This window comes from Gordonia sp. Z-3, assembly GCF_036233855.1.
GTDB lineage: Bacteria > Actinomycetota > Actinomycetes > Mycobacteriales > Mycobacteriaceae > Gordonia > Gordonia tangerina.
Window position 1 is genome coordinate 25,756 of record NZ_JAZARS010000015.1, and the last position, 24,304, is coordinate 50,059.

Consider the following 24,304-nt stretch of genomic DNA (forward strand, 5'->3'; position numbering starts at 1 on the left):
CGTCACGAAGGGCAGCCCATCCGGGCCAAACCGGCTCATCCCAATCGGGGGTGTAGGAGTTGGGGTCTGAAGCCGCCGGTCTCGAGCAGGCTTCGGGCGATGTAGTTGGTCAGGTTGCGGAACCCGAGTGCGGAGCCGCGCAGGTGTTCGAGCCGTCCGTTGAGCGCCTCGGTCGGCCCGGTGCTGGTGCCGGGTCGTTCGAAGTAGGCGAGCACGTCAGCGGCTCGCTTCTTCAGGGTCCGGCCCAGGGTGGTGAGCTCGGTGAGCACCTTGGGGACGCCGGCGCTGAGGTCGGTGATCAGCTTCTCCATGAGCTCGCGGCCACGTTGCCGGTCCTCGTGGCGATAGGCGGCGATCATGCGCTGGTAGACACCCCAGGTCGCCTCGACCTCGACGTGAGCGTCATCAACGAACAGCGCGCATAGCCTGTCGCTCTGCTTGTCGGTGAGCAGGTCCGCGCCGGTGTGCAGCGTGCGCCGCGACTTGTAGAGCGGGTCGTCCCTGAACCCACGGTGCCCGTGGATCGCGAGTTGGACCCGGCGCCGGCACCTGTCGAGGGCGTCACCGGCCAGGCGCACGACGTGGAAGGGATCCATCACCGTGACCGCGTCCGGGATCTCCTCTGCAGCGGCGGTCTTGAACCCGGTGAAGCCGTCCATCGCGACCACCTCGACCGCGTCACGGAAGGCGTCGTCGCGGTCGGCGAGCCAGGTCTTGAACGCCGCCTTCGACGGCCCTCGACCATGTCCAGCAGCCTTGCTGGGCCGGCGCCATCGCGGACCGGGGTGAGGTCGATGATCACGGTGACGTACTTGTCGCCACGCCTGGTGTGGCGCCAGACGTGCTCATCGACGCCAATGACCTTCACGCCCTCAAACCGCGTGGGGTCGTTGATCAGCAGCCGCTTGCCTTCAGCCAGGACCGCGTTGTTGGCGGTGTCCCACGCGACCCCGAGTCCCTCGGCGACACGGGCGACGGTGAGGTGTGCGACCACGATCCCTTCCAGCGCCCACCGCAGCCCGGTGCGCGAGAGCTTCGCGCGTGGCTCCGCCGCGGCGCTGGTGTCTTGGCGCCACACGTGTCCGCAGTCGGCACAGCGGTAGCGGCGCACTACAACCTCCAGCACGGTCGGTCGCCAGCAGCGCCTTCGCTGCCGCACCGTCGGCACCACTGGTCTGGTTCCACCACGCGGCACGCGAGGACCGCACGATCCGGTTCAAGTCGTTGTCCGGTCACGCTCAGACCGAGGCCGTCGAGTCGAGCGAAGGCGGTCAGGTCAGGGCGGCCGAAGCCGGCCGGCGGGGTAGCGTCGGACACGTCGAGGTCTTTCGGATGGATGGCTTCGACGCCGCCGCAAGCTCCGGTGAAACGGTCGGTACTGGTCGGTCGTCGTCGGTCACCACCGGATGGCGGCGTCCCCCACGCTCGGCGTTTGCGCAGGTCAGCGGCTCGTTGGCCCAGTGGGCGCATCAAGCGATAGACGCAAAGCCGACGTGATTAGGTCGTCGGTTCGATTCCGACAGGCGGATCCGGCGAACAGCCCCTGACCTGCGGAAACGCAGGGCAGGGGCGGTTCGGTTCTGGTGGTCGCGCGATGCACTGGCCTCACGGCTCTGCCCGACACCGACGTCGCTCTCCTCTGCGACGGACCCCTCGCCGGCTGAGCGCTCGCGGCCGGCATCCTGTCCGTGTGCCGATAGGCCTCGCACCGCTCGGCAACGCAGCGTGGCGTTGCGTTGCGTCGCGACCTGGCGACGGCTCGGCGGGGCGCGGTCGTCTCGTGCGTTGGCGGACTACGGGAGCTTGGACGCGAGGACGTCGGCCGCCAGGATCTCGGGTGCTGCGCCGAGGAGGTGTTGGTTGGCCATCAGGGCTGCGACGATGGCGCCGTTGGCGTGGGCGTCGCGAGCGGCCTCGTCGGGGAATGCATCGAAGATCCAGAAGGTGTCGGCGTGGGTCCTGACCGCGAACCAGACAATCGTTCCTACTTCTTCGTTGGCGAGCGCGACAGCGCCGGCGAGCAGATCGGCGAGCGCGTCGTGCTGTCCATCGGCCGCGACGATCTTGGCGACGAAGGCATACGGAAGTGATGCGGGTGTGGACATGAGGGGTTCTCCTAGGTGTCGAGGTCTCTTGGTGAAGCGAGTTCAGCGTATGACGAGCGAGGGCATGTGAGAAGTGGCGTATACGGCAGTATTGCTATTGTTTACGCCATGCGTATCGGACTGATCGCGATCGACGGCTGCTTCGGTTCGGCTGTCGCGTCGGTCATCGACATCGTGCGGGTGGCCGACGGAGCCCGCGGCGATGTCGACCCGCGGATCGACCCGATCGAACTCGCCATCCTCGGACCGAAACGGAGAGTGACCACGACGGCATCGATGACCCTGTCGGTGGACCACCCGCTGTCGGAGTCCGCAGAGTTCGACGTGGTCGTCGTCCCTGCGCTTGGAACCCTCACGGCCGCCGCTACCAACGACGCCCTCCAGAGCCGAGATGCTCGTTCGGTCATCGCCTCGCTCGGGCGCCTCGACGACGCGACCACCCGGATCGCCGCGGCGTGCACCGGCGTGTTCGCTGTCGCCGAGACCGGACGGATGCATCATCGGCGGGCGACGACCAGCTGGTTCCTGGGGCCGGAGTTCCTGAAGCGCTATCCGACCGTCGCCCTCGATCTCGACACCATGGTCGTGGTCGACGGGAACCTCGTCACCGCCGGCGCCGCGTTCGCCCACATCGACCTCGCGCTCTCACTCGTGCGATCGATCAGCCCCGACCTGGCCCAACATGTCGCCAAGCTCCTCATCATCGACGAGCGTCCGTCGCAGGCGGCCTTCGTCGCCTACGAACATCTCCGGCACGAGGACCCGATCGTCGTCGAGTTCGAACGCTTCGTGCGCGCCCGCCTGGACGAACCGTTCAACGTCGCCTTCGTCGCGCAGTCGCTCGGCACCAGCCGGCGCACCCTCGAACGACGAGTCCGTGCGGCGCTCAACCTCACTCCGCTCGGCTTCGTCCAACGGCTTCGCATCGAACGAGCTCGGCACCTCTCAGCAACCACGGACCTCACCTCCGCCGAGATCGCGCTACGGGTCGGCTACGCGAACGCCGAGACTCTGCGCTCCCTCCTGCGTAGGGAGCGACGCCGTTCCTGACCTATCGCCATGCCTGTAGCCGGTGTCCTAGTGCTCGACTGGAACCACCTCTCAGCACGTCGCGTCGACGCTCCTGCGTCGCCCCTGGACGACCCACTCGACACGCCCGCAGCACAGGCCATGTGACGTGTCCCGGCTTCCCGGACGGTCGGGGTTGGGTGGCTGTGATGTCGCTGCGTTCTCGTCGAGGGGGTCAGCAGACTCGATCAGGGTCGATTGGGATGAGACGCGAAGGCGGTCAGGTCAGGGCGGCCGAAGCCGGCCGGCGGGGTAGCGTCGGTCACGTCGAGGTCTTTCGGATGGATGGCGTAGGAACCTCCATCGTCGGGAAACCTCGACGTCCACCTGCGGACCGACGCGCCCGGCCGACCTACACCCTCATCTGGGAAGAGCCGCCAAACCTACAGCAGCACACCGGGGTTGAGCAGACCGTGCGGGTCGAGAGCTTTTTTGATGGTGGCGGTCAGTTCCATCACGTCGTCGCCGACCTGATTCGGCAACCACGCCTTCTTCAGCCGACCCACTCCGTGTTCGCCGGTGATGGTGCCGCCCAACGAGATCGCGAGATCCATGATCTCTCCGAAGGCTGCCTGCGCGCGGGCGGCCTCGTCGGAGTCGGTTGGGTCGAACACAATGAGCGGATGTGTGTTGCCGTCACCGGCGTGTGCGATCACCGAGATCATCACGTCGCGTGCCGCCGCGATTCCCGCGACCCCGTCGATGAGCGCGGGCAGTTGTGGCAGCGGTACCCCGACATCCTCCAGCAACAGCGATCCCAGCTTCTCGACCGCCGGGATCGCGGCACGACGAGCGGCGGTGAACGCCTCCCCTTCCTGCGCGTCATCGGTCGCGAAAACCTCGCTGGCGCCGTGCTGTTCGAAGGCGCGCTGGATGATCTCCACCTCGGCCGCGCCGGCGGGTCCGGGCGCGTCGGATTGGGCCACAAGGAGCGCACCCGCCTCGCGATCCAACCCCATCCGCAACATGTCCTCGACAGCGTTGATCGACACCGCATCCATGAATTCGAGCATCGCCGGACGAATCTGCGAGGTGATCGCGAGGACAGCCTCACTGGCCTGGTGCACCGACCCGAAACTGCCGACCACCGTGCACGCCGGCGCCTGCGGAGGGAGCAGTCGCAGCGTCACCTCGGTGACGATGCCGAGCAACCCCTCGCTGCCGACGAAGAGTTTGGTCAGGGGCAGCCCGGCTGAGTCCTTGAGCTGTTTGCCGCCCAGTCGTACCGCCCGCCCGTCGGCCAGCACCACCTCGAGTCCGAGAACATAGTCGGTGGTGACGCCGTATTTCACGCAGCAGAGCCCGCCGGCGTTGGTGGCGACGTTGCCGCCGATCGAGCAGATCTCGAACGATGACGGGTCGGGTGGATACCAGAGACCGTGGGCCGCCGCGGCCGCTTTGACCTCGGCGTTGAACAGTCCCGGCTGCACCACTGCAGTACGCGTGGCGGTGTCGATGACGAGATCGCGCATCTTCTCGGTGGACAACATGATCGCGCCGTCGACCGCTGTCGACCCACCGGACAGGCTGGTGCCGGCTCCCCGTGTGACCAAGGGAATGCGGTGGTGTACACACCATCGAACCGTGGTCTGCACCTCGGCGGTGGTCGTCGGACGGACCAAGGCCAGCGGAGTGCCGGCGGCGGGATCCTGCGCCCGATCCTGCCGATAGGCCTCCAGAATGTCGGGGTCGGTGACCACCATGCCTTGTGGGAGGTCGGCGGCCAGCGACTCAGGACTCACGACGTCGGTCATGACCTCACTGTAGGACGCCGTCGGCCCGTCGCCGGTGTTCTCTCATACCGAGACCTCCCAGCAACCGCACAGCTGAACTCCCGACGACGGGCAGGTCCGGTTTGTACGTTGTGTCCATGCAGCGCCACGATGAGACACACGAACACGACCGAGGTCTCCGCTACGACCTGCGTTCGCTGAGCCGCCGCCGAGCGCTGATGCTGTTGGCCACCGGCGCGGTCGCCACCACCGCCGCCGCCTGCGGCACCGACACCTCAGGGTCCGGTTCTGCGGCATCCGGCACAGCCGGGGCATCGTCCACCGACGCGGCCGGCGCCACGGGTACGGCCGACGGCTGCGTGGCGGCCGCGCCAGGGGAGACAGCCGGCCCGTACCCCGGCGACGGCAGTAACGGACCGAACGTGCTGATCGCGTCGGGAATCGTGCGCAGCGACATCCGGTCGAGTTTCGGCGATTCGTCGGGCACCGCCGAGGGTGTGCCGGCCACCCTGACCATCACCCTGCAGGACTTGGTCGACGACTGTTCGCCGGGCGAGGGTATGGCCGTTTACGTGTGGCATTGCGATCGCGAAGGCAACTACTCCCTCTACAGCGACGCCGCTGCCGACGAGAACTACCTGCGCGGCGTGCAGGTCGCCGACCCCGATGGCGTCGTTCGGTTCACCACGATCTTCCCGGCCTGCTACGCGGGCCGGTGGCCGCACATCCACTTCGAGGTCTTCGACTCCCTCGAACAGGCCGTCGCCGGCTCGGATGCCCGACTGACCTCGCAGATCGCGCTGCCCGAAGACGCCTGCACCGAGGTGTTCGATTACGACAGCGGCTACGCCCGGAGCATCTCCAACATGTCGAATGTGACGCTGGCTTCCGACAATGTGTTCGGCGACGGATGGGACGCCGAACTCGCGACCGTTACCGGGTCCCCCACCGACGGCATGGACATCTCGATCACCATCGGCGTGGCGGCAAAGGAAGACAATCAGCAGAGTATGGGTGCGCCTCCGTCGGGTGGGCCGGGCGGTCCGGGTATGCCACCAGGTGGGTCGGGCGGGCCTGCGCCACGGCAACAGGGGTGATTCAGCCGGCGGGTCGTCGGGCGTCCGAATGACGTCGATGGCCACCGCCGCACCGCCAAAAGCCCAGCAGAACGCAGGTTTACCCGCGCGGACCGAGTAGCTCTACTCATGTGCCACGGAGCGTCGCCGACGACTCTTGAGCCATGAACCAGACCCCGGTGAACCAGACCACCGCCCACTTGCTGACCAGGATCTCCGGCGAGTTCGCAGACATGTCTCGGCAGATGCACCGCATGTCCGACGACTTCGCCGAGCTGCGAGCCGTCCTCGTCGAACCGACGACACAGACAGCGTCGCAGCCGTCGCCGACGATGGAGTCCCCGCCGCCGGGTCGGCAGGTGCCGCCGATGACCGGTCCGATAGTGCCGACACCGCCGATGATCATGGTGGACGCGACGTCCACGCCCGCAGGAGCGCCGGCGACGTGGATGCCGGCGCCGCCGATACCCGGCCAGGCCATGCCCAACCCAGCTGCACACAACCAGGCCGCACCCAACCCAGCGGCACCAAACCCCAGGCGCAACCCGGCGATGGCCACTCGGGCGATGCCGCCGAACCCCACCCACCTGCCCGCCGGCTACTCGCCGCCGCCTCCCGCTGCACCACCACCGTGGCCGCCGAGCCCGCAGCGGTCGACCCGTCCGGCACTGACCGACCGCATCGCGACGGCCTTCCGCAAGGGCACGGTGGCGAGTGTGCTGGCGGCCGCCGGCGTGGGTGTCACCCTCATCGGCATCGTGCTGCTGCTGGTGCTGGCCGCCCAGGCCGGCATCCTGCGGCCGGAGGTTCGGGTGGCCGGCGGCGCCGTCTTCGCGATAGCGCTGGTGGTGGCGTCGACGTGGTGGCATCGTCGGCCCGCCGGACACACCGGCGCCGTGGCGCTCGCCGCGACCGGCGTGGCGGCCGGCTATCTGGATGTGCTGGCGGCCACTCGGTTCTATGAGTGGCTGAGCGTGCCGGCCGCGCTGAGCGCGGCAGCTGTGATCGCCGGAGCCGGGCTGGCGCTCAGTCGCATGTGGAACAGCCAAGCCCTCGGAGTACTGGTGGTTGTCCCGGTGGCCGTGCTGGCCCCGGCTCTGACCCAGGGCGTCGACATCGTGCTCGTGTCGTTCATGCTCGTGCTGGCAGCAGCGTCCGGTTGGGTTCAACTCGGACGTGACTGGACCTGGCTGTACCTCGTCCGGATGGCGGCGCCGACGTTGCCGTTGGTGTTGATCGCCGTCCTCGCAGGCGTGGGGGTCGGACCCGACACGACGATGTGGACCTACGCCCTGGCTGCTGGGCTCACCGTGGTGATCGGTCTGGGCAGCGCCCTCGTCGCGCTCCCGAGTTCGTCGCAGCCGGCGTTGCTCGCGACCATCACCGCAGCCACGTCCGCGCCGGTCCTGTTGTCTGGCGCCCTGGTCGACGACCTGTCCGCGGCCTCGCTGATCGCCACCTGCGCCGCAGCGCTACTCCTGCTGGTGGTCAGTGGCCCGCGGATGCCGGGTGTCACCACGGCGGTCCGCGAGATCTGGTCGATGACGGTGGCGCTGCAGACGCTGGTCGCGGTCGCCACGGCGTTCAACGGCGGCATCGACGTCGCGGTGATCCTCGGGTTCGGCACGGTCGTCGCGATGACCGCGCGGCGCAGTACGTCGATGGCACGCATCATGCGCGGCATCGCGACCACTTTCGTGACGATCGGGGGCATCGGCACCCTCGCGACGGCGCCGCCCGCCGACCTCGCCGTCGCCCGCGTCATCGATCCGGCGATCGCGGCAACGACGCTGGTTCAGTGTGTGCTCTTGGTCGGTGCCGTGTGGGCCCTCGCCGGCATGTGGATCAGGGCGAGCCGAACCCGGCAACGGAGCGACCGGTCGGCCGAACAGCTGTGGGGACTGACGCTCGGAGTGGTGGCGTTGTACGCAGTCACCGAATTCGCCGTCACGACCGGGGTACTGGTCGCGGGAACCGAGGAGGGCTTCTTCGCCGGACATCTGATGGCCACCATCACGTGGATGATCGCCGGCGGCGCAACGCTCGCCCACGCCAGCCGGTTGCCGTCGGCGGCCCGCACCCCGCTGCTGGCCGGCGGCCTGGCCGTGGTCGCCGCGGCGCTCGCGAAGTTGTTCCTGTTCGACCTCGCCACCCTCGACGGCATGTTCCGCGTGCTGGCGTTCATCGTCACCGGACTGCTGCTACTGGCCATGGGTGCGTGGTTCGCGCGGAGTCTGTCCGACGATGCCGACACATCAATTCCGCATCCGGGCCCCGCGACGAGCTCGCCGGGGCAGAATAGGTCGACGTGACCGACGACGCCACCGAGCCCGATGGAAGGCGACGGTGCAGGTCGTGACCACTTCGAGCCGCCGCGCCGATCGGACCGGGCCCGACTACGCTGACGTTGTGTACGGGGCGGGCGACGAGGTGGCGGGATACGTCATCGACAGCTTTCTGGGCAGCGGCAGTAGCGCCGAGGTCTACCGGGCTCGCCACATCGGCGAGCCCGGATCGGTCGCGCTCAAGGTGCTACACACCCGGCCCAGCGACCGGCAACGCGTGCGGGAGCGTTTCGAGCGAGAGTTCACCATTGCGTCGTTCCTCGACCACCCGAATATCGTCGACATGTACGCCCGTGGTGAGATCGACCCCACCGAGGAGTCGGACGAGACCCGGACGCGCGCAACGATTCTGTGGATGGCGATGGAGTACATCGATGGTCGGCCGGCGAACGACCTGGTCGGACCACATCCCACCGAAGACGACGTCGAGACCATTGTCGCGATCGCAACCCAGATCGGAGCTGCACTCGACTACGCGCACGCGGCGGAGGTGCTGCATCGGGACGTGAAACCCGCCAACATCATGGTCGCAACGGGGTCCGAACGACCGCGGGCGGTGCTCACCGACTTCGGTATCGCACAGTTGCTCGACGACGCCCGCCCACTCGCCCGCAACGGCCGCGTCCAAGGTTCTATCGCCTATGCGGCACCGGAACTGCTGACCGCCCAACGACTCTCCGCCGCCACGGACCAATACGCCTTTGCCGCAGGGCTGTTCGAACTGTTCACCGGCGAACCCCCGTTTCCCCGCGCGACCGCGTTCGCGATCACCTATGCCCATCTGCATGATCCGGTGCCGCGGTTGACCAAGGCGCAACCCTGGCTGCCATCGTCATTGAATTCGGTGTTCGCGAAAGCCCTGGCGAAGAATCCCGCCGACCGCTACGAGACATGTGCCGAGTTCACCGACATCATTCGCCGTGCGTTGCAGGATGTTCCGGTTCCCACACCATCTCGCCGACGGTGGTGGCCATGGGCGCGTCAACCCGCCGGCTGAGCCGCGGTTCACGCTTGCGCCCTCGCCGGTGAAGCGGTGACAAGCGAGTTTACAAACAGGCCCCGTCGCCGGTTGAGTAGCGGCGTGCTGCCCCTGCCACCGGTTGAGTAGCGGCGTGCGAGCTTGCGAGCCCGCCGCGTATCGAAACCACCCCACCCGCACAAAAGTCTTCTGCACTATTTTCAAGAATTTCCTTGACGTCGAACTGATGTTCGACCATAGTGGAGTCATGGGAGCTTCGGGGGATCTCACCACCATCACTGATTCTGTTCGTGACCTGCACTTGGGCGACGATATGTCGGGGCGTGCAGCGTTCGATGCGATGACCGCTCTGGTCACATTGCGCAATCTGATCGACCATCACGCTGCGACGGTGGTCGGCCATCTGGACCGCCTCGGTGTGGCCCGCGATCATGGCCGCAAGTTGAGTGAGTTGTTGATCGTGATGGGGTTGGCCCCGGCGGTCGCCTCCCGTCTGATCCGTATCGCTACAGCACGCGAGCACCTGCCCACTCTGGCCGCGCATGCCGCCGATGGGGCGATCTCGGCCGAACATGTGGATGCGGTGGGTAAAGGGGTCGAGCATGTCGGGAAAAGATCAGCGGAACCGATCGACGATGTGGCGCGTCTAAACATCGTGACCGAACTTCTCGCCCAATTCTTTTCCGGCGCCACCCCCGCCGACATCGGCAAACGTGCCCGTCGTCTGGGTAACCAGGCCGCTGAGGACACCGGTGGGCTACCCGCCTCCGAAGACCGCAACCTCAACACGCTCGCCCACGATGTCGACGGTGACGGACGGCTGCAGGTGCGCGCCGACCTCAACACTGAAGTCGGCGAAAAATTCTCGGCCGCAATGGAAGAGTTGGCGGCACCCCGCCCCGAACCCGACGGTTCACCGGATGCGCGTTCCACCGAGCGCCGGCATGCCGACGCCCTCGAAGCGTTGCTGGATATCGCCGCCCGCAGCGGTGATGCGGCCTCGGCACCACGTCACCAGATGCTGGTGTCGGTGCCCGCCGATACTCCTGATCTGGCCGAGTTGCCGTTCATGGGGTCAATCTCCGAAGCCATGCTGCGCACGTTGACGTGCGACACCACCGCGACGGTCGCGATCGTCGACGGTGAGGCGGTGCCGATGGAGATGAGTAAAGACAAACGCCTGTTCCCAGCCCATCTCCGTAAGGCGTTGCACAAACGCGACGAGTGTTGCATCAAATGCGGCGTGGCGGCCTCCCGCTGCCAAGGCCACCATATTGTCCATTGGGCTGATGGTGGAATCACGGTGTTGGACAACGGATGTCTGCTGTGCCCGTCGTGTCATGCCGACATCCACCACAACGGGTGGGAAGTGATCATGGGCCACGACCGACATCCCTGGCTCATCCCACCCGCCGCTGTCGACCCGCACCGGCGGCCGATACCGGCCTACAACCGACGCACGATGAACCTCGACAACCTACCCGCCGCCGCCTGAGCCACGCTGACTGGCGAGTAGGTCACGCAGCCACGTCTTCCCACGCACCCGACCCCGGTCGGGACCGCAACCGTCCCTTGACAACTCCATAGAGTTAACCCTCCGGCACCACAGTGGTGTCGCGTACCCGACGGCCACATCGGTTGCACAGCAACCCTTGTGGTGCGCGGTACGCGACCCCACACGCCGGCCAGGACATTCGCTCAGCCGGGTGTCTCGATCTTATAGACGCGTAAAGCATTGTCGCGGAACACTTTACTCAATGCGTAGTCGCCGCCGAGCGGCGCGATCAGATCGACCAGTGCGCCGACGATCATGTCGAACGATACGTTGGGCTTGTCGATGGGGAAATTGGAGCCGAACATCACGCGGTCGGCACCGAAATGGGTGAACACATGGTCGACCAGCGGGCCGACCATCTCGGTCAGTGTCGCCCGGCTGCCGACATTGCCCCACCGCTCCCGTCCGTAGCCCAGAACCGGCAGCCCGAGTCCGGACAGCTTCACCATCACGTTCGGGTAGGCCGCCAGGGTGACCATTCGTTCGCGCCACAACCGCATGATGTCTGCGCGCGCACCCGCAGTGGCACCGGTTCGCGCGCCGACGGGTCCGAACACCCCGACCGGCGCCCCGACGTGGTCGACGACGATGGTGACCTCGGGATACTCCCGCACCAGAGTCACCACGTCGTAGAGCTGATGAGAGTAGACGAACGCGTCGAACACCAGGCGTCGGTCGGCAACCTCGGCGAAGCCCTTCAAGAACGACGGGGAGGACAAGATGCCATCAGCATCGGCCCCATTGCGGATCTTGGGGTCTGGGTGACGGGTGGTGATCCACCGAATGCCACGAAGTCGGTCGGTCAAGGCGGCATGTTCGTCGATGAGTTCGGCGAAACGCTCGGCCCGCGGGTCGGCGTGGGCAACGATCGCACCCAGTTGAGGCAACGAATCCGCACCGAACGGCAGGGTCGTCACGTACCGCGTCTCCTCGACGGCCGACCTCCCCGCGGGAGTGTCGACGCGGCCGGCGGTCTCGTCGCCGCGCCAGTGCGACTCCATGTGCACCACGGTGTCCACCCGCACACCGGCGGTCTTGAAGACCGGGGAGGTGTCGGCCAGGTACTGCATAGGCTCGTACACGCGCGCGACGGTGCTCGGGGTGAGAACGTACTCCCGGTCGGCCTGCGACACCACCATCGGGAAAACCCGGTCGCCGAATGCGGGCACGAACCGATACAGCCGCGAGAGCCGATTCGCCGCCCACGGCGTGCTCCGCGGATTCCACTGGTGCAGATGAGCGTCGACAATTCCCCTGACAACACCATCGAGCGAGCTCACGTACCCGAGGTTGCCACAGTCGTCGCGAACCCGACATCGATTGATCGATCGCAAGTCGCCGTCGATGGACCGCTAGGCTCTCTGGGGCGGGCATCGATCCCGCCGACCATGCGACACGCTCAGGGGAGGTGACCGGCCCGTGGCCAATCATTCGCGACACGTCCTCCACCAGCTCCGCGAGCTGATCAACCGCGACCCCGACCGGTTCTCGGCCAACATCTACACGCGCATGTTCGCCATCGATCCCGATCTTCGCGAACTGTTCCCGGCGGTCATGTCCGGTCAGCGCGATGCGTTCTTCCGGGTCATCGACCACGTCCTCGACGTGATTCCGCAGGCAGATGGCCACCCCGAGCTCGTGGAGTTCCTCGCCCAACTCGGCCGTGATCACCGCAAATTCGGAGTCCGCCCCGAGCACTACGGTGTCATTTATCGGGCACTGATCGCCGAGTTCGCATCGCTGCTGGGTGACTACTGGGATGACGAAACCGCCCAGACGGTAACCCAGGCGATGATGCTGACCACCGGCGTGATGCGCGGCGCCGCCGAGACAGCGCCGTTCCCGGCGCTCTGGTCGGCGGAGGTGGTGGAGAAGTTCCGCATCACCCGCGACCTCGCGGTGGTGCGGCTGCTGTCCAAGGCACCTCTACGGTTCGCCCCCGGCCAGTACCTCGAGGTGCAGATTCCGCAGCGCCCGAAAGCGTGGCGAAGTCTGTCGCCGGCGATCCCGCCCAACCCGCGCGGTGAGCTGGAGTTTCACGTGCGGGGCGTGCAAGGCGGCACTGTGAGCTGCGCCATCGTCGGCGAGACGCGGGTCGGCGACGTCTGGCATTTCGCACAAGGGCACGGCACCCTGCACATCGAACCGGACCGCCCGGTGGTGATGGTGGCCGGCGGGTCCGGCCTGGCGCCGCTGCGGGCGCTGCTCATCGAAATGTCCAAGCGCGCCGATACTCCGCCTACCCACATCTTCTACGGCATGCGCTATCCGGGCGAACTCTACGACCTCGTCGTATTGCGTCGAATTGCGGCGACCAACCCTTGGCTGCGCGTCACCGCGGTTTCCGAAGAGACCACCGATCCGTGGTGGATCACCGCGGTGGCCACCCCCGAAGCGCTGGACATCGAGCACCACATCGGCACCCTCGCCGATGTCGCCGCAGCCGCCGGCCCGTGGGACGAGCACCAGGTGCTCATCGCCGGATCGGCGAAGATGATCGAGGCGACTCGCCGGCGAATGCTCATCGCAGGTGCTCGGGCGAGCCTCATCCAGCACGACCCCGTGGTCTGACGAAAGACTCGGACCTACGGGCCGGGAGTCTGACCGGCGACGGACACGGTGGTCGTCTCGGTGACCGTCTCAGTCGGCTGCTCGGTGACCGTCTCGGTCTCCGTCGACGTCTCCGTCTCGGTTTCGGTCTCCGTCGTGGTGCTCGTGGCATCGCGCGATTCGGTCACCGTTGTGGTGGCGACGCGGGTGCGGACCTCGGTGACCGGCGCAGCGGTGCGGGTCACCGTCGACGCTTCTGCGGTCTCGGTGACCGTCGTAGTTGGTGTCGGCTCCTCTTCGGTGGCGTCCACACCGGCGAACACCGCGGACGCCGCAATCGCACCGAGGGCCAGTGCCGCCGCCATCGCCGCGCCGATGAGCCACCAGCGACGCGTCGACGGGGTACGCACAACCGCCCCCGGCCGCAGCGCCAACACCGCCGCGCCGACCGCCGCCGCGAGCGCCGGTTGATCAACGACAGTGACCGGTCGCGCCAGCGCATACTCGAGAGCCGCCGACGTTCCGGCCACCTCGGCGCCGGGGCCGGTGAGAACCACCGACGTGACGGCAGACCCTCCGGGTGCCGCCATCACCGCGTCGGCGACAGCGCCCGCATGGGCGGGATCGGTGACCGGGCCGGGCGACCCGTACGCGAACTCGGCCGTTCCAAGGACCTCGCCGGTTGCCGAATCGAGGTTGACGACCGACGAACCCGGCGACGGGACGGCGTCACGATCCAGATCAATCGCAGCGACGATCCCGGTACCGGATGCGGCAGTCCGGGCCACCTCTGCCAACGCCGCCGGCATGTCGGTGACGGCCACCTTGTCGTACCAGGCCGGCCGCGACGTACCCGGCGCCAGATTGGCCTGCAGGTAGCTCTGGGTGGCGGGTCGGGCGCAGGCGACACCGATGCGATTGATCTCGTACGGCACCGAGTCGACGAGTTCGTGGATGGCGTTCTCGGCGCTCTGCGCCGACGGATCCGGAAGGTCGACGAGGTTGCTGGCGATGATGTCACCGTCGGCACCGCGCACCACGGAGGCGACCCGATCCTCGACCACGGAGATCCCGAGGACCGATCCGTCCGAGTTCGAACCGCCCCCGTACTGGGCGCTTCTGGTCTCGGCCATGTCCTCGTCCTGTCTACAACGACGCTTTTGTCCCGAGTCAGGGTAACGGGTGGGCCTAGGTGCCGATCAGTCGGTCTTGCGCTTGCGGCGGGGCTGCCACACCACCAGTGCGCTGGTCCGCGGCACCGGCACCAGCTCGCCGCCCCTACGAGCCGCGCCGCTGTCGACTTCGGATTGCAGCTCGCGGATGCGCTGCTGCAGGGCGTCGACCTGGTTCTCCAGATCGATGATGCGTTTGATGCCGGCGAGGTTGACGCCCTCCTCCTGCGACAGGCGCTGGATCTCGCGCAGCACCTCGACGTCGCGTGCGGAGTACCGCCGACCACCGCCGGTGGTGCGCTGCGGCGTGACCAGTCCGAGCCGGTCATAGGTCCGCAGCGTCTGGGCGTGCATGCCGGCCAATTCCGCCGCGACCGAGATCATGAAGGTCGCGGCGGCTTCCCCGTCGAACTTGTTGCGTTCGTGGTTACCGGCCACCATCATCGCCCCCAACCGGCGCGCGGATCGAATCCGGCGGCCTTCTCCGCGGCGGCATATCGACGCATGGCCTCGACCGCGTCGTCGTCGAGCTTCGGCGGCACGGCGACCTTCACCGTCACCAACAGGTCGCCCGCCCCACCCGAACGTTTCGGCACACCTCGTCCGCGCACGCGCAGGGTGCGCCCGTCGCTGGTGTTGGCGGGAATCTTGACCCCGACGCTGCCGTCGAGGGTCGGCACCGACACGGTGGCCCCGAGCACCAGTTCGGAGATGCTGACCGGCAATTGCACCTTCAGGTCGTTGCCGCTGCGGGTGAACACCTTGTCCGCGGTCACGTGAACCACCACGTACAGGTCACCCGACGGGGCACCGCGGCGACCTGCCTCGCCCTGGCCGGCCAGCCGGATACGCTGTCCGTCCTCGACGCCCGCCGGGATACGCACGTTGATGGTGCGGGCGCGCACCTTCACGCCACTGCCGTCGCAGTCGGTGCACGGATCGTCGATCCGTGACCCGGTGCCCTGGCAGTCCTGGCACGGTTCGCTGAACCCGAACGCGCCCTGGTTGCGGCTGACGAATCCGGACCCGTTGCAGTTCGGGCAGACGCGCGGACTGGTACCCGGTTTGGCACCACTGCCGTGGCAGGTGGTGCACGGCGCCGGGCTGGTCACCCGAAGCGGTACGGTCGTGCCGGTCGCGGCATCCTTGAACGTCAGGGTCGTCTCGGTCTCGAGGTCGTTGCCTCGCTTGGGCCGCGTCGCCGTGGAGGTTCGCGGACCGCGATTGAACAGCCCGTCGAATAGGTCGCCGAAACCGCCCGCCGACTCGCCGCCGGCGCCACCACCACCGCCGAACAGGTCACCGATGTTGAAGTCGGCCCCCGGCGTCGTCGTGTAGTGCGTTCCACCGCCTCCCGAGAAACCGCCGGGAAAGCCATTGCCCCCGCCACGGAATCGCCCACCGGCGAACATCGCGCGGGTCTCGTCGTATTCTTTGCGCTTCTCTGGATCGGCCAGCACGCTGTGTGCTTCGGACACCCGCTTGAAGCGTTCTTCGGCCGCGGTGTCGCCCGGGTTCGCGTCCGGATGGAGTTCGCGGGCGAGCTTCCGGTAGGCCTTCTTGATCTCTTCAGCCGAAGCGTCAGAAGCAACGCCCAGGTCCTTGTAGAAGTCGTGTTCCAACCACTCCCGTTGTGGAGCCACCAGACGTCACCTCCTTCGATATCTCAGTTGTCTGGATGAAGTTGTGTGGAGCGGGCCACGAAGGATTGCCGTGCACAACCCTTCGTGGCCCGTCGTCGGTGCGCTTATTGTGCACCAGTCTGTTCGGCCGCATCGCTCGGTACGTCCGACGGATCGGTGACCGTGACCATCGCGTGACGGATCACCTTCTCGCCGAGCCGGTAGCCGGTGCGATAGACGGCGCCGATGACGGGTTCGGCCCCATCACCGTCGTGCTGGACGGCCTCGTGCAGTTCCGGGTCGAACACATCGCCCGGCGCACCGAACGTGGTGAGGCCCTCGGCCGACAGCGCGGCGACGAGTTTGTCGGCCACGCTGCGTAGCGGCCCCTCGTCGAGGTCACCGTGCTGGCGGGCACGATCGAGATCGTCGAGCACCGGCAGCAGTTTGTCGATGAGCAGCTGCTTGCCGTAGAGGACCGAGCCCTGCTTCTCTTCTGCGGCACGCCGCCGGAAGTTGGCGAACTGGGCACGCTCCCGCTGCAGATCTGCCGTCAGCTCGGCGACGCGCTCGTCGGCGAGATCACTCACCTCCGGCTCGCCGTCGGCCTGCGGATCGGCGACGGGTTCGGCCTCCGCAGGGCCGGGCCCGGCGGCCGGCTCCTCGCGCACCTCGCCCGTCTCCGGGTCGATGCGACGACGATCGGTCACCGTGACCGGTTCCTGCTCCTGGACGCCTTCCGGCTCACCTGCGGTCACTTGTTGTCTCCGGAGGAGGACGGTTCGTCGACGACCTCGGCGTCCACGACATCGTCGCCACCGGCGTTGTCACCCTGCGGCGCCTCACCGTTGGGCGACTCGGCGGCCGACGCGGCGTAGATCGCCTGACCCATCTCCTGGGACTCGGTCGAGAGCTTCTCCACCGCGGACTTGATGGCCGCGATGTCGGTGCCCTTCAACGCCTCCTGCGCTTCGGAGATGGCCGCGTTGACCTTGTCCTTCACCTCGCCGGGAACCTTGTCCTCGTTGTCTTTGAGGAACTTCTCGGTCTGGTGCACCAGCGACTCGGCCTGGTTGCGGGTCTCTGCCTCTTCACGACGCTGACGGTCCTCGTCGGCGTGTGCCTCGGCGTCCTTGATCATCCGGTCGATCTCGTCCTTGCTCAGGCCCGAGCCCTCCTGGATGCGGATGGAGTTCTCCTTGCCGGTGCCCTTGTCCTTCGCGGTGACGTGCACGATGCCGTTTGCGTCGATGTCGAAGGTCACCTCGATCTGCGGGACACCCTGCGGCGCAGGCGCGATGCCACCGAGCTCGAACGATCCGAGCAGCTTGTTGTGCGAGGCGATCTCGCGCTCACCCTGATAGACCTGGATCTGCACCGACGGCTGGTTGTCCTCGGCGGTGGTGTAGGTCTCCGACCGCTTGGTCGGGATGGTGGTGTTGCGCTCGATCAGCTTGTGCATCACGCCGCCCTTGGTCTCGATACCGAGGCTCAGCGGGGTGACGTCGAGCAGCAGCACATCCTTGACCTCGCCGCGCAGCACGCCGGCCTGCAGTGCCGCGCCCACGGCGACGACCTCGTCCGGGTTGACGCCCTTGTTGGGCTCCTGGCCACCGGTCAGTTCCTTCACCAGCTCGGTGACGGCAGGCATACGGGTCGAACCGCCGACCAGCACCACGTGGTCGATGTCGCCGACGGCGATGCCGGCGTCCTTGATGACCGCCTGGAAAGGCGAGCGGGTGCGCTCGAGCAGATCGGAGGTGATCTTCTGGAACTCGCTGCGCGAGAGCTGCTCGTCGAGGAACAGCGGGTTCTTCTCGGCGTCGACCGTGATGTAGGGCAGGTTGATCGAGGTGCTCTGCGAGGCAGACAGTTCGATCTTGGCCTTCTCGGCAGCCTCACGCAGACGCTGCATGGCCATCTTGTCCTTGGTCAGGTCGATGCCGTTCTGGCTCTTGAACTTCTCCACGAGCCAGTCGACGATGCGCTGATCCCAGTCGTCACCACCGAGGTGGTTGTCGCCGGAGGTCGCGCGGACCTCCACGACACCGTCGCCGATCTCGAGCAGCGAGACGTCGAAAGTACCGCCACCGAGGTCGAAGACCAGGATGGTCTGTTCGCTCTCGCCCTTGTCCAGGCCGTAGGCGAGTGCCGCGGCGGTGGGCTCGTTGACGATGCGCAGCACGTTGAGGCCGGCGATCTGGCCGGCTTCCTTGGTGGCCTGACGCTGGGCGTCGTTGAAGTAGGCCGGCACGGTGATGACCGCGTCGGTCACGTCCTCACCGAGGTAGGACTCGGCGTCGCGCTTGAGCTTCTGCAGCGTGCGCGCGCTGATCTCCTGCGGGGTGTACTTCTTGTCGTCGATCTCTACGGACCAGTCGCCCTCGCCCATGTGGCGCTTGACCGAGCGGATGGTGCGGTCGACGTTGGTGACCGCCTGGTTCTTCGCCGGCTGCCCGACCAGTACCTCGCCGTTGCGCGCGAACGCGACGACCGACGGGGTCGTGCGGGAGCCTTCGGCGTTGGCGATGACGGCGGCCTCGCCGCCCTCGAGCACGGACACCACCGAGTTGGTGGTACCGAGGTCGATTCCAACTGCACGAGACATGTGTGTTCCTCCTAGTTCATGGGTGTGCACCCAAGTTCGTGTCGGGTCCGAGGGGTGTCCGCGAACTAATGCCTGCGAACGGACCTCGGATGATGCTGTCGAAACCCTCGTCGGACCCGAACTTCAGCGCATCCGACTCATGTCTTACTGAAAGAATCAGCCGGAGTCAACTGAGTTGAGCGATATTGACTCAAGTTTCTCGTAGTCTGCAACGGCAGTAGGCGCTGGAATGTTCCCGGTGCCGCAAAGATCATCGACACAGGCGCCGCGCGGGCGCCGCCGCCCACACTGACGCCATCAGCCACGGACACGGCGTGACCGACGTCGCATTCGCTGGATGTAACGACGGGTCACCCTAAAGTAGACAAAGGAACCAAGCACCGGGCGCTGCGCTGGCCCACGATCCACGGCAGATTCGGCGAAGGAGGAACGTTCCCATGGTGGAGTCGAGGCAACGCCGCGGTGGCGAACGCCGGACCAAGTTCGGCGAGACCGCTGTCGAGATCATCGCGACCCAGTGCCTGCACGCCCTGACCCATCGCACGGTCGACGAGACCGCCGGCTACCCACCCGGCTCGATCAACTACTACGCCCCCACCCGCAGCCGACTGCTCGCGCTCGCCCTGGAGACGGTGCACGCGCAGCTTCAGGTCATCGCCTTGGAATCCTTCGGCCCCCTGCTGACCCCGGGCCCGCACACGCCCGACGACGTCGTCGAGTGCGGCACGCAGTTCGTCGAACTGTCACGCACCCAGGGCCGCAAGACCGTGACCGCGCGACATGCTTTGTTGATCGAGGCACAGTTCCATCCCGACCTGGCGGAGATGATCGAGGCGCACCGCCAGGAACTCGTCCACCTGTCGGTCGCGGTGGGTGCACCGTTTCGGCCCGAACACCCGGAAGAAGCGGCCAATCTCGTCGTCGCGCTGATGGACGGGCTCGTCCAGCAACTCGTGCTCGGCAAACTCGACACGGTGACCCGGCCGATGGTCAAGATGGCGATGTCACATATCTGCACGATCGGCAGCGAGACATCGCAGTGGACGGCGATCACGCCATAGCCACGTTGTGCTCATCGCCGGCGAGAGTGAGTGGTGGCAGCGTTGACGTTGTCGCCGGCCCCGGCCGTTCAGAGCGCTTCGGGGCGCAACGCATCGCCCGGGAATCCACGTCACGGCTGACACCAGAGCGGGCCGCGACAACGATTATCGTCGTCGTGGCCCGCTGTGGTGTCAGTTGTGCCGATCAGGCGGCGGACACCGCGTGATCCGACGCGCCGTGTCCCGACGTCGCGTACTCGGCCGCCGGTTCCAACGCCTGCGCGAGGATGTCGGCGACATCGGTCATCGGACGCACGTCGAGCGCGTCGAGCACCTCGGCCGGAACGTCGTCGAGGTCGGGTTCGTTGCGCTGCGGGATGAACACCGTCGTCAGGCCGTTACGTTGCGCGGCAAGCAGTTTCTGCTTGACCCCACCGATCGGCAGGACCCGCCCGTTGAGGGTGACCTCGCCGGTCATGCCCACCTCGGCGCGCACTTTACGGCCGGTCGCCATCGACACCAACGCGGTCACCATGGTGACGCCGGCGCTCGGACCGTCCTTGGGCACCGCCCCGGCGGGCACGTGCACATGGATGGTCTTGTTCAGCATCTCCGGGTCGATACCCAGCTTTTCGGCGTGGGCCCGAACGTAGGACAGCGCGATCTGCGCCGATTCCTTCATCACGTCACCGAGTTGGCCGGTCAGCTTGAGTCCGGGTTCGCCGTCGACGCTGTTCACCTCGATGAACAACACGTCGCCGCCCATCCCGGTCACGGCCAGCCCGGTGGCCACGCCCGGCACCGCGGTGCGCTCGGCCGATTCCGGGGTGAACCGCGCCCGACCGATGTAGTCCTTCAGATCGGCTTCACCGATCGTGATGGGTGCCTGCGACTTTCCGGACTCCAGGTTCGTCGCGGCCTTGCGCAGCAGCTTGGCGAGTAGCCGTTCGAACTGTCGCACACCCGGTTCCCGGGTGTAGTTCGCTGCGATCTCCCGCAGCGCGTCGTCGCTGACGTCGACCTCGTCGGCGATCAGTGCGGCCCGTTCGGCCTGCCGCGGCAGCAGGTAGTCGCGGGCGATGGCCACCTTGTCGTCCTCGGTGTAGCCGTCCAGAGACACCAGTTCCATCCGGTCCAGCAGCGCCGACGGGATGTTCTCCACCACGTTGGCGGTGGCGAGGAACAGCACGTCAGACAGGTCGAGATCGAGGTCCAGGTAGTGATCGCGGAAGGTGTGGTTCTGGGCGGGGTCGAGCACCTCGAGCAGCGCCGCCGCCGGATCGCCCCGGTAGTCGGAGCCGACCTTGTCGATCTCGTCCAGCAGCACAACAGGATTCATCGATCCTGCCTCACCGATGGCCCGCACGATCCGACCGGGCAGAGCCCCGACATAGGTGCGGCGGTGACCGCGGATCTCGGCCTCGTCACGCACACCACCGAGAGCGACGCGCACGAACTTGCGGCCCAGCGCCCGGGCAACGGACTCGCCCAGCGACGTCTTGCCGACACCGGGAGGGCCGGCCAGCACCATGACGGCACCGGAGCCGCGGCCGCCGACGACCTGCAGGCCGCGCTCGGCGCGACGTGCGCGTACCGCCAGGTATTCGACGATGCGGTCCTTGACGTCGTCGAGACCGTGATGGTCGGTGTCGAGGATCTCGCGAGCACCCTTGATGTCGGTGGAGTCGTCGGTTGTGACGTTCCACGGCAGTTCCAGCACGGTGTCCAGCCAGGTGCGGATCCAACTGGTCTCCGGCGACTGATCGCTGGCGCGTTCGAGTTTGCCGACCTCGCGCAGTGCGGCCTCGCGCACCTTGTCGGGTAGGTCAGCGGCCTCCACGCGACCGCGGTAGTCGTCGGCGCCGTCGGGTTCGTCCTCGCCGAGTTCCTTGCGGATGGCGCCCAGCTGCTGGCGCAGCAAGAACTCCTTCTGCTGCTTCTCCATGCCACTGCGCACGTCGTCGGCGATCTTGTCGCTGACCTCGGTCTCGGCGATGTGTTCGCCGGTCCACTCGATCAGCCGGGTGAGCCGTTCGGCAATGTCCGGGGTCTCGAGCAGTTCACGCTTCTGCTCGTCGGAGAGCCACGAGCTGTAGCCCGAGGTGTCGGCGAGATCCGACGGGTCGGTCATCTTGTTGACCGCGTCGATGATCTGCCACGCCTCGCGACGTTGCAGCATGGCCAGGACGAGTTTCTTGTACTCGGCGGCCAGGTTCTTCACCTCGTCGGTGACCGCGGGGTCATCGACCTCGGTGACCTCCACCCAGAGAGCGTTGCCGTTACCGGTGGTACCGGTACCAATGTGGGCCCGCTTCTCACCCTTGATCACCGCAGCGGTCTGCCCGCCAGGGATGCGGCCCACCTGCACGATCGAGGCCACCACACCGTAGGTGGGATAGCGGTCATCGAGGCGCGGCGCGACCAGCAGCTTGCCGGACTCGCTGGCACGTGCAGCGTCCACGGTCGCCTGAGCGGCGTCGTCGAGTGGGACCGGCACCACCATGCCGGGGAGGACGACCAGATCGGGAACGAACAGGACGGGCACGGAATATGTGTGCGACATCAAACCTCCAAAAAGTTCAGTCTGATGGGCTCAACCTTGCTGGCTGGATGTTTGTTCCCGGTGATATTTCGCCAGGAGCGGACAGTTCGTGTGGCACCGATTACATTCGACATCACAACGACCCATCCGCCGCTCAGTCCCAGACGAATGGAGCACGTATGGGTCCGTTCTGCTGTCTCACCCGAGGAGTGCGTCTATGACCATCTCGACCTTCGCCCGCCGCGCCGCGGTGTCGATGGCCTGCCTGGCCACGGCACTGAGCGGCGGACTTGTGTTCTCGAATGCCCCGGCCGGCGCCGCGTCCTGCGCCGACGTGGAGGTGATCTTCGCGCGCGGCACCATCGAACCGGCGCCGCCGATGGGATTGACCGGGCTGTCGTTCTCCGAGGCGGTGCGCTCGCAGCTGCCCGGCAAGACGGTCAGCAGCTACGGCGTGAACTATCCCGCCAGCGACCAGTTCAACAATCGCCTCGCCATCGCGAACTCGGTGGCCGTGGGCGTGCGGTCGGCGCAGACGCGCATAAAGTATCTTGCCGCCACGTGCCCGGACACGAAGATCGTGCTCGGCGGTTACTCGCAGGGCGCGGCCGTCGCCGGGTTCACCACCGCGACCGGCATCGACGTCCCGAACGAGTACCGCCAGTACCGCAACCAGGTGCCACCGCCGCTGCCGGCCGACGTCGCCGACAACGTCTCCTCGGTAATCCTGTTCGCGCCGCCGTCGGACCGCTTCCTGCGTGACATCGGCTCGCCGGCCATCCAGGTCGACAGCGAGTACCGGGCCAAGACCAAGACCTATTGCATACCCGGTGACAACATCTGCGACGGGTCGCCGGTTGGCCAGCCCAACGGTCTGCACGTGCTGTACTCGGTCAACGGGATGACCCTCGACGCCGCCAACTATGTGAAGGCGCACCTCTGACCCAACCGAACGAGCCATCGCCGCCCCGCCGACCGACCAGGTCGCCGGGGCGGCGATGATTTACGCGGCGCCGCTCGGTCTGCATCAACATGACCCGAATCATCGCGGACATCTCGATGTCGGTCGACGGCTTCGTGACCGGCCCCGACCCGGGGCCGCAGAACGGGTTGGGCACCGGCGGCGACGCCCTGCACACATGGGCATTCTCCGACGATCCCGGGGATCAGCGCATCCTGCAGACGGCGACCGCCCACTCGGGTGCAGTGGTGATGGGCCGGAATCTGTTCGATGTGGTCGACGCACCGCGCGGCTGGGACGACACCGTCGGCTACGGCGCGACCGAAGCCGCCACCCCACCATTCGTCGTGGTGACCAGTACGCCCCCAACCGACATCCGACTCACCCACCTCGACTGGACATTCGTCACCTCCGGACCATCCGATGCCGTCGCCGTCGCACGCGATCGAGTGGAGGCCGCGGCGAGCGACAACGATCTCGATGTGGTGCTCATGGGTGGCGGCGCGCTCATCGGGTCCGCCCTGGCGGCAGGGCTGGTCGACGTGCTGTCGCTGCATCTCGCGCCGGTGGTGCTGGGGTCCGGAACACCACTGTTCACCTCTGCGCCGTGCGGCCTGGAACAGCGGAGCGTGATCGCGACGTCAACGGCCACCCATCTCACCTACGACGTCACCCCAACCGGCGCCAGGTGACCGCGATGCCCACCGACGACACGACCAGCGCCACGCTCATTGTTGCGGCGGCGGTCGACCGTGTTTTCGCGGTGCTGTGCGACCCCGGGACGCATGCCGCCATCGACGGCACCGGCTGGGTGCAGGCATCCGTCGATCGTTCTCCCCTCGACCACGCGGGACAGGTGTTCCGGATGTCGATGTTTCACCACAATCACCTTTACGTTGGAGTACGTCCGGGGCGGTCGCCTCGGACGCTCGTCCGCGGTTCGGGGCG

General features: G+C 67.0%; 18 protein-coding genes and 1 pseudogene. 9 read left to right on the plus strand and 10 right to left on the minus strand.

Going from position 1 to position 24,304, the window contains the following annotated elements; translation table 11 throughout:
• Positions 1-35: 35 nt before the first annotated feature.
• Together VX037_RS17215 and VX037_RS17220 are read right to left on the minus strand one after the other, a co-directional pair.
• Positions 36-1,317 (minus strand): annotated as a pseudogene (locus VX037_RS17215) (ISL3 family transposase).
• Between the two features lie 476 nt (positions 1,318-1,793).
• On the minus strand, positions 1,794-2,105 hold the full coding sequence (locus VX037_RS17220) for a putative quinol monooxygenase (protein WP_003941073.1): 312 nt from the start codon (positions 2,103-2,105) through the stop codon (positions 1,794-1,796).
• Positions 2,106-2,213: 108 nt separating this feature from the next.
• Between VX037_RS17220 and VX037_RS17225 the strand changes: the two genes are divergently transcribed.
• Entirely contained in the window at positions 2,214-3,155 is a 942-nt protein-coding gene (locus VX037_RS17225; protein WP_003941078.1) for a GlxA family transcriptional regulator, read from the plus strand.
• 401 nt (positions 3,156-3,556) lie between these two features.
• On the opposite strand, the gene VX037_RS17230 is transcribed toward VX037_RS17225, so the two are convergent.
• On the minus strand, positions 3,557-4,927 hold the full coding sequence (locus VX037_RS17230) for an FAD-binding oxidoreductase (RefSeq protein ID WP_328715089.1): 1,371 nt from the start codon (positions 4,925-4,927) through the stop codon (positions 3,557-3,559).
• Between the two features lie 116 nt (positions 4,928-5,043).
• Here VX037_RS17230 and VX037_RS17235 point away from each other — a divergent pair, with 116 nt between their 5' ends.
• The 4 genes from VX037_RS17235 to VX037_RS17250 all read left to right on the plus strand — a co-directional run bounded on the left by VX037_RS17235 (position 5,044) and on the right by VX037_RS17250 (position 10,801).
• A complete protein-coding gene (locus tag VX037_RS17235) occupies positions 5,044-6,003 on the plus strand; it encodes an intradiol ring-cleavage dioxygenase (protein ID WP_328715091.1) in 960 nt (319 codons plus the stop codon).
• Between the two features lie 143 nt (positions 6,004-6,146).
• The gene (locus VX037_RS17240; protein ID WP_328715092.1) at positions 6,147-8,294 is read left to right on the plus strand and encodes a DUF2339 domain-containing protein; all 2,148 of its coding nucleotides are present in this window, start codon (positions 6,147-6,149) and stop codon (positions 8,292-8,294) included.
• 97 nt (positions 8,295-8,391) lie between these two features.
• The gene (locus VX037_RS17245; protein WP_328715180.1) at positions 8,392-9,324 is read left to right on the plus strand and encodes a serine/threonine-protein kinase; all 933 of its coding nucleotides are present in this window, start codon (positions 8,392-8,394) and stop codon (positions 9,322-9,324) included.
• 229 nt (positions 9,325-9,553) lie between these two features.
• A complete protein-coding gene (locus VX037_RS17250) occupies positions 9,554-10,801 on the plus strand; it encodes an HNH endonuclease (protein ID WP_328715093.1) in 1,248 nt (415 codons plus the stop codon).
• 203 nt (positions 10,802-11,004) lie between these two features.
• Here VX037_RS17250 and VX037_RS17255 read toward each other — a convergent pair whose 3' ends face one another.
• Positions 11,005-12,141 carry an amidohydrolase family protein gene (locus tag VX037_RS17255; protein ID WP_328715095.1) on the minus strand — a complete coding sequence of 379 codons (1,137 nt, stop codon included), beginning with the start codon at positions 12,139-12,141 and terminating at the stop codon, positions 11,005-11,007.
• Between the two features lie 139 nt (positions 12,142-12,280).
• Between VX037_RS17255 and VX037_RS17260 the strand changes: the two genes are divergently transcribed.
• On the plus strand, positions 12,281-13,432 hold the full coding sequence (locus tag VX037_RS17260) for an FAD-binding oxidoreductase (RefSeq protein WP_328715097.1): 1,152 nt from the start codon (positions 12,281-12,283) through the stop codon (positions 13,430-13,432).
• Positions 13,433-13,446: 14 nt separating this feature from the next.
• On the opposite strand, the gene VX037_RS17265 is transcribed toward VX037_RS17260, so the two are convergent.
• The 5 genes from VX037_RS17265 to dnaK form a co-directional block, all read right to left on the minus strand.
• Positions 13,447-14,544, minus strand: a complete 1,098-nt coding sequence (locus VX037_RS17265) for a hypothetical protein (protein ID WP_328715098.1) — start codon at positions 14,542-14,544, stop codon at positions 13,447-13,449.
• A gap of 66 nt (positions 14,545-14,610) precedes the next feature.
• Positions 14,611-15,027 carry a heat shock protein transcriptional repressor HspR gene (locus tag VX037_RS17270; RefSeq protein WP_328715099.1) on the minus strand — a complete coding sequence of 139 codons (417 nt, stop codon included), beginning with the start codon at positions 15,025-15,027 and terminating at the stop codon, positions 14,611-14,613.
• A complete protein-coding gene (gene dnaJ / locus VX037_RS17275; protein ID WP_328715100.1) occupies positions 15,024-16,226 on the minus strand; it encodes a molecular chaperone DnaJ in 1,203 nt (400 codons plus the stop codon). Before dnaJ ends, VX037_RS17270 begins: the two co-directional genes overlap by 4 nt.
• Positions 16,227-16,330: 104 nt before the next feature.
• Positions 16,331-16,963 (minus strand): nucleotide exchange factor GrpE, encoded by a 633-nt coding sequence (gene grpE, locus VX037_RS17280; protein ID WP_235721950.1) that lies wholly within the window; start codon positions 16,961-16,963, stop codon positions 16,331-16,333.
• Positions 16,960-18,813, minus strand: coding sequence for a molecular chaperone DnaK (gene dnaK, locus VX037_RS17285; protein WP_266063051.1), 1,854 nt, complete (start codon positions 18,811-18,813; stop codon positions 16,960-16,962). The genes grpE and dnaK overlap by 4 nt, the downstream gene beginning before the upstream one ends.
• Before the next feature lie 437 nt (positions 18,814-19,250).
• On the opposite strand from dnaK, the gene VX037_RS17290 reads away from it, so the two are divergent.
• The gene (locus VX037_RS17290; protein WP_328715102.1) at positions 19,251-19,874 is read left to right on the plus strand and encodes a TetR/AcrR family transcriptional regulator; all 624 of its coding nucleotides are present in this window, start codon (positions 19,251-19,253) and stop codon (positions 19,872-19,874) included.
• Positions 19,875-20,058: 184 nt separating this feature from the next.
• On the opposite strand, the gene lon is transcribed toward VX037_RS17290, so the two are convergent.
• Positions 20,059-22,416, minus strand: a complete 2,358-nt coding sequence (lon, locus tag VX037_RS17295) for an endopeptidase La (protein ID WP_328715104.1) — start codon at positions 22,414-22,416, stop codon at positions 20,059-20,061.
• A 196-nt stretch (positions 22,417-22,612) separates the two neighbouring features.
• Between lon and VX037_RS17300 the strand changes: the two genes are divergently transcribed.
• The gene (locus VX037_RS17300; protein ID WP_328715106.1) at positions 22,613-23,338 is read left to right on the plus strand and encodes a cutinase family protein; all 726 of its coding nucleotides are present in this window, start codon (positions 22,613-22,615) and stop codon (positions 23,336-23,338) included.
• 89 nt (positions 23,339-23,427) lie between these two features.
• On the plus strand, positions 23,428-24,048 hold the full coding sequence (locus tag VX037_RS17305; protein ID WP_328715108.1) for a dihydrofolate reductase family protein: 621 nt from the start codon (positions 23,428-23,430) through the stop codon (positions 24,046-24,048).
• Positions 24,049-24,304: the final 256 nt, after the last annotated feature.

Coding starts and splice junctions, on each gene's coding strand:
- VX037_RS17220 (WP_003941073.1), bottom strand. CDS start 2,105: ATGTCCACACCCGCATCACTTCCGTATGCCTTCGTCGCCAAGATCGTC.
- VX037_RS17225 (WP_003941078.1), top strand. CDS start 2,214: ATGCGTATCGGACTGATCGCGATCGACGGCTGCTTCGGTTCGGCTGTC.
- VX037_RS17230 (WP_328715089.1), bottom strand. CDS start 4,927: ATGACCGACGTCGTGAGTCCTGAGTCGCTGGCCGCCGACCTCCCACAA.
- VX037_RS17235 (WP_328715091.1), top strand. CDS start 5,044: ATGCAGCGCCACGATGAGACACACGAACACGACCGAGGTCTCCGCTAC.
- VX037_RS17240 (WP_328715092.1), top strand. CDS start 6,147: ATGAACCAGACCCCGGTGAACCAGACCACCGCCCACTTGCTGACCAGG.
- VX037_RS17250 (WP_328715093.1), top strand. CDS start 9,554: ATGGGAGCTTCGGGGGATCTCACCACCATCACTGATTCTGTTCGTGAC.
- VX037_RS17265 (WP_328715098.1), bottom strand. CDS start 14,544: ATGGCCGAGACCAGAAGCGCCCAGTACGGGGGCGGTTCGAACTCGGAC.
- VX037_RS17270 (WP_328715099.1), bottom strand. CDS start 15,027: ATGATGGTGGCCGGTAACCACGAACGCAACAAGTTCGACGGGGAAGCC.
- dnaK (WP_266063051.1), bottom strand. CDS start 18,813: ATGTCTCGTGCAGTTGGAATCGACCTCGGTACCACCAACTCGGTGGTG.
- VX037_RS17290 (WP_328715102.1), top strand. CDS start 19,251: ATGGTGGAGTCGAGGCAACGCCGCGGTGGCGAACGCCGGACCAAGTTC.
- lon (WP_328715104.1), bottom strand. CDS start 22,416: ATGTCGCACACATATTCCGTGCCCGTCCTGTTCGTTCCCGATCTGGTC.
- VX037_RS17300 (WP_328715106.1), top strand. CDS start 22,613: ATGACCATCTCGACCTTCGCCCGCCGCGCCGCGGTGTCGATGGCCTGC.
- VX037_RS17305 (WP_328715108.1), top strand. CDS start 23,428: ATGACCCGAATCATCGCGGACATCTCGATGTCGGTCGACGGCTTCGTG.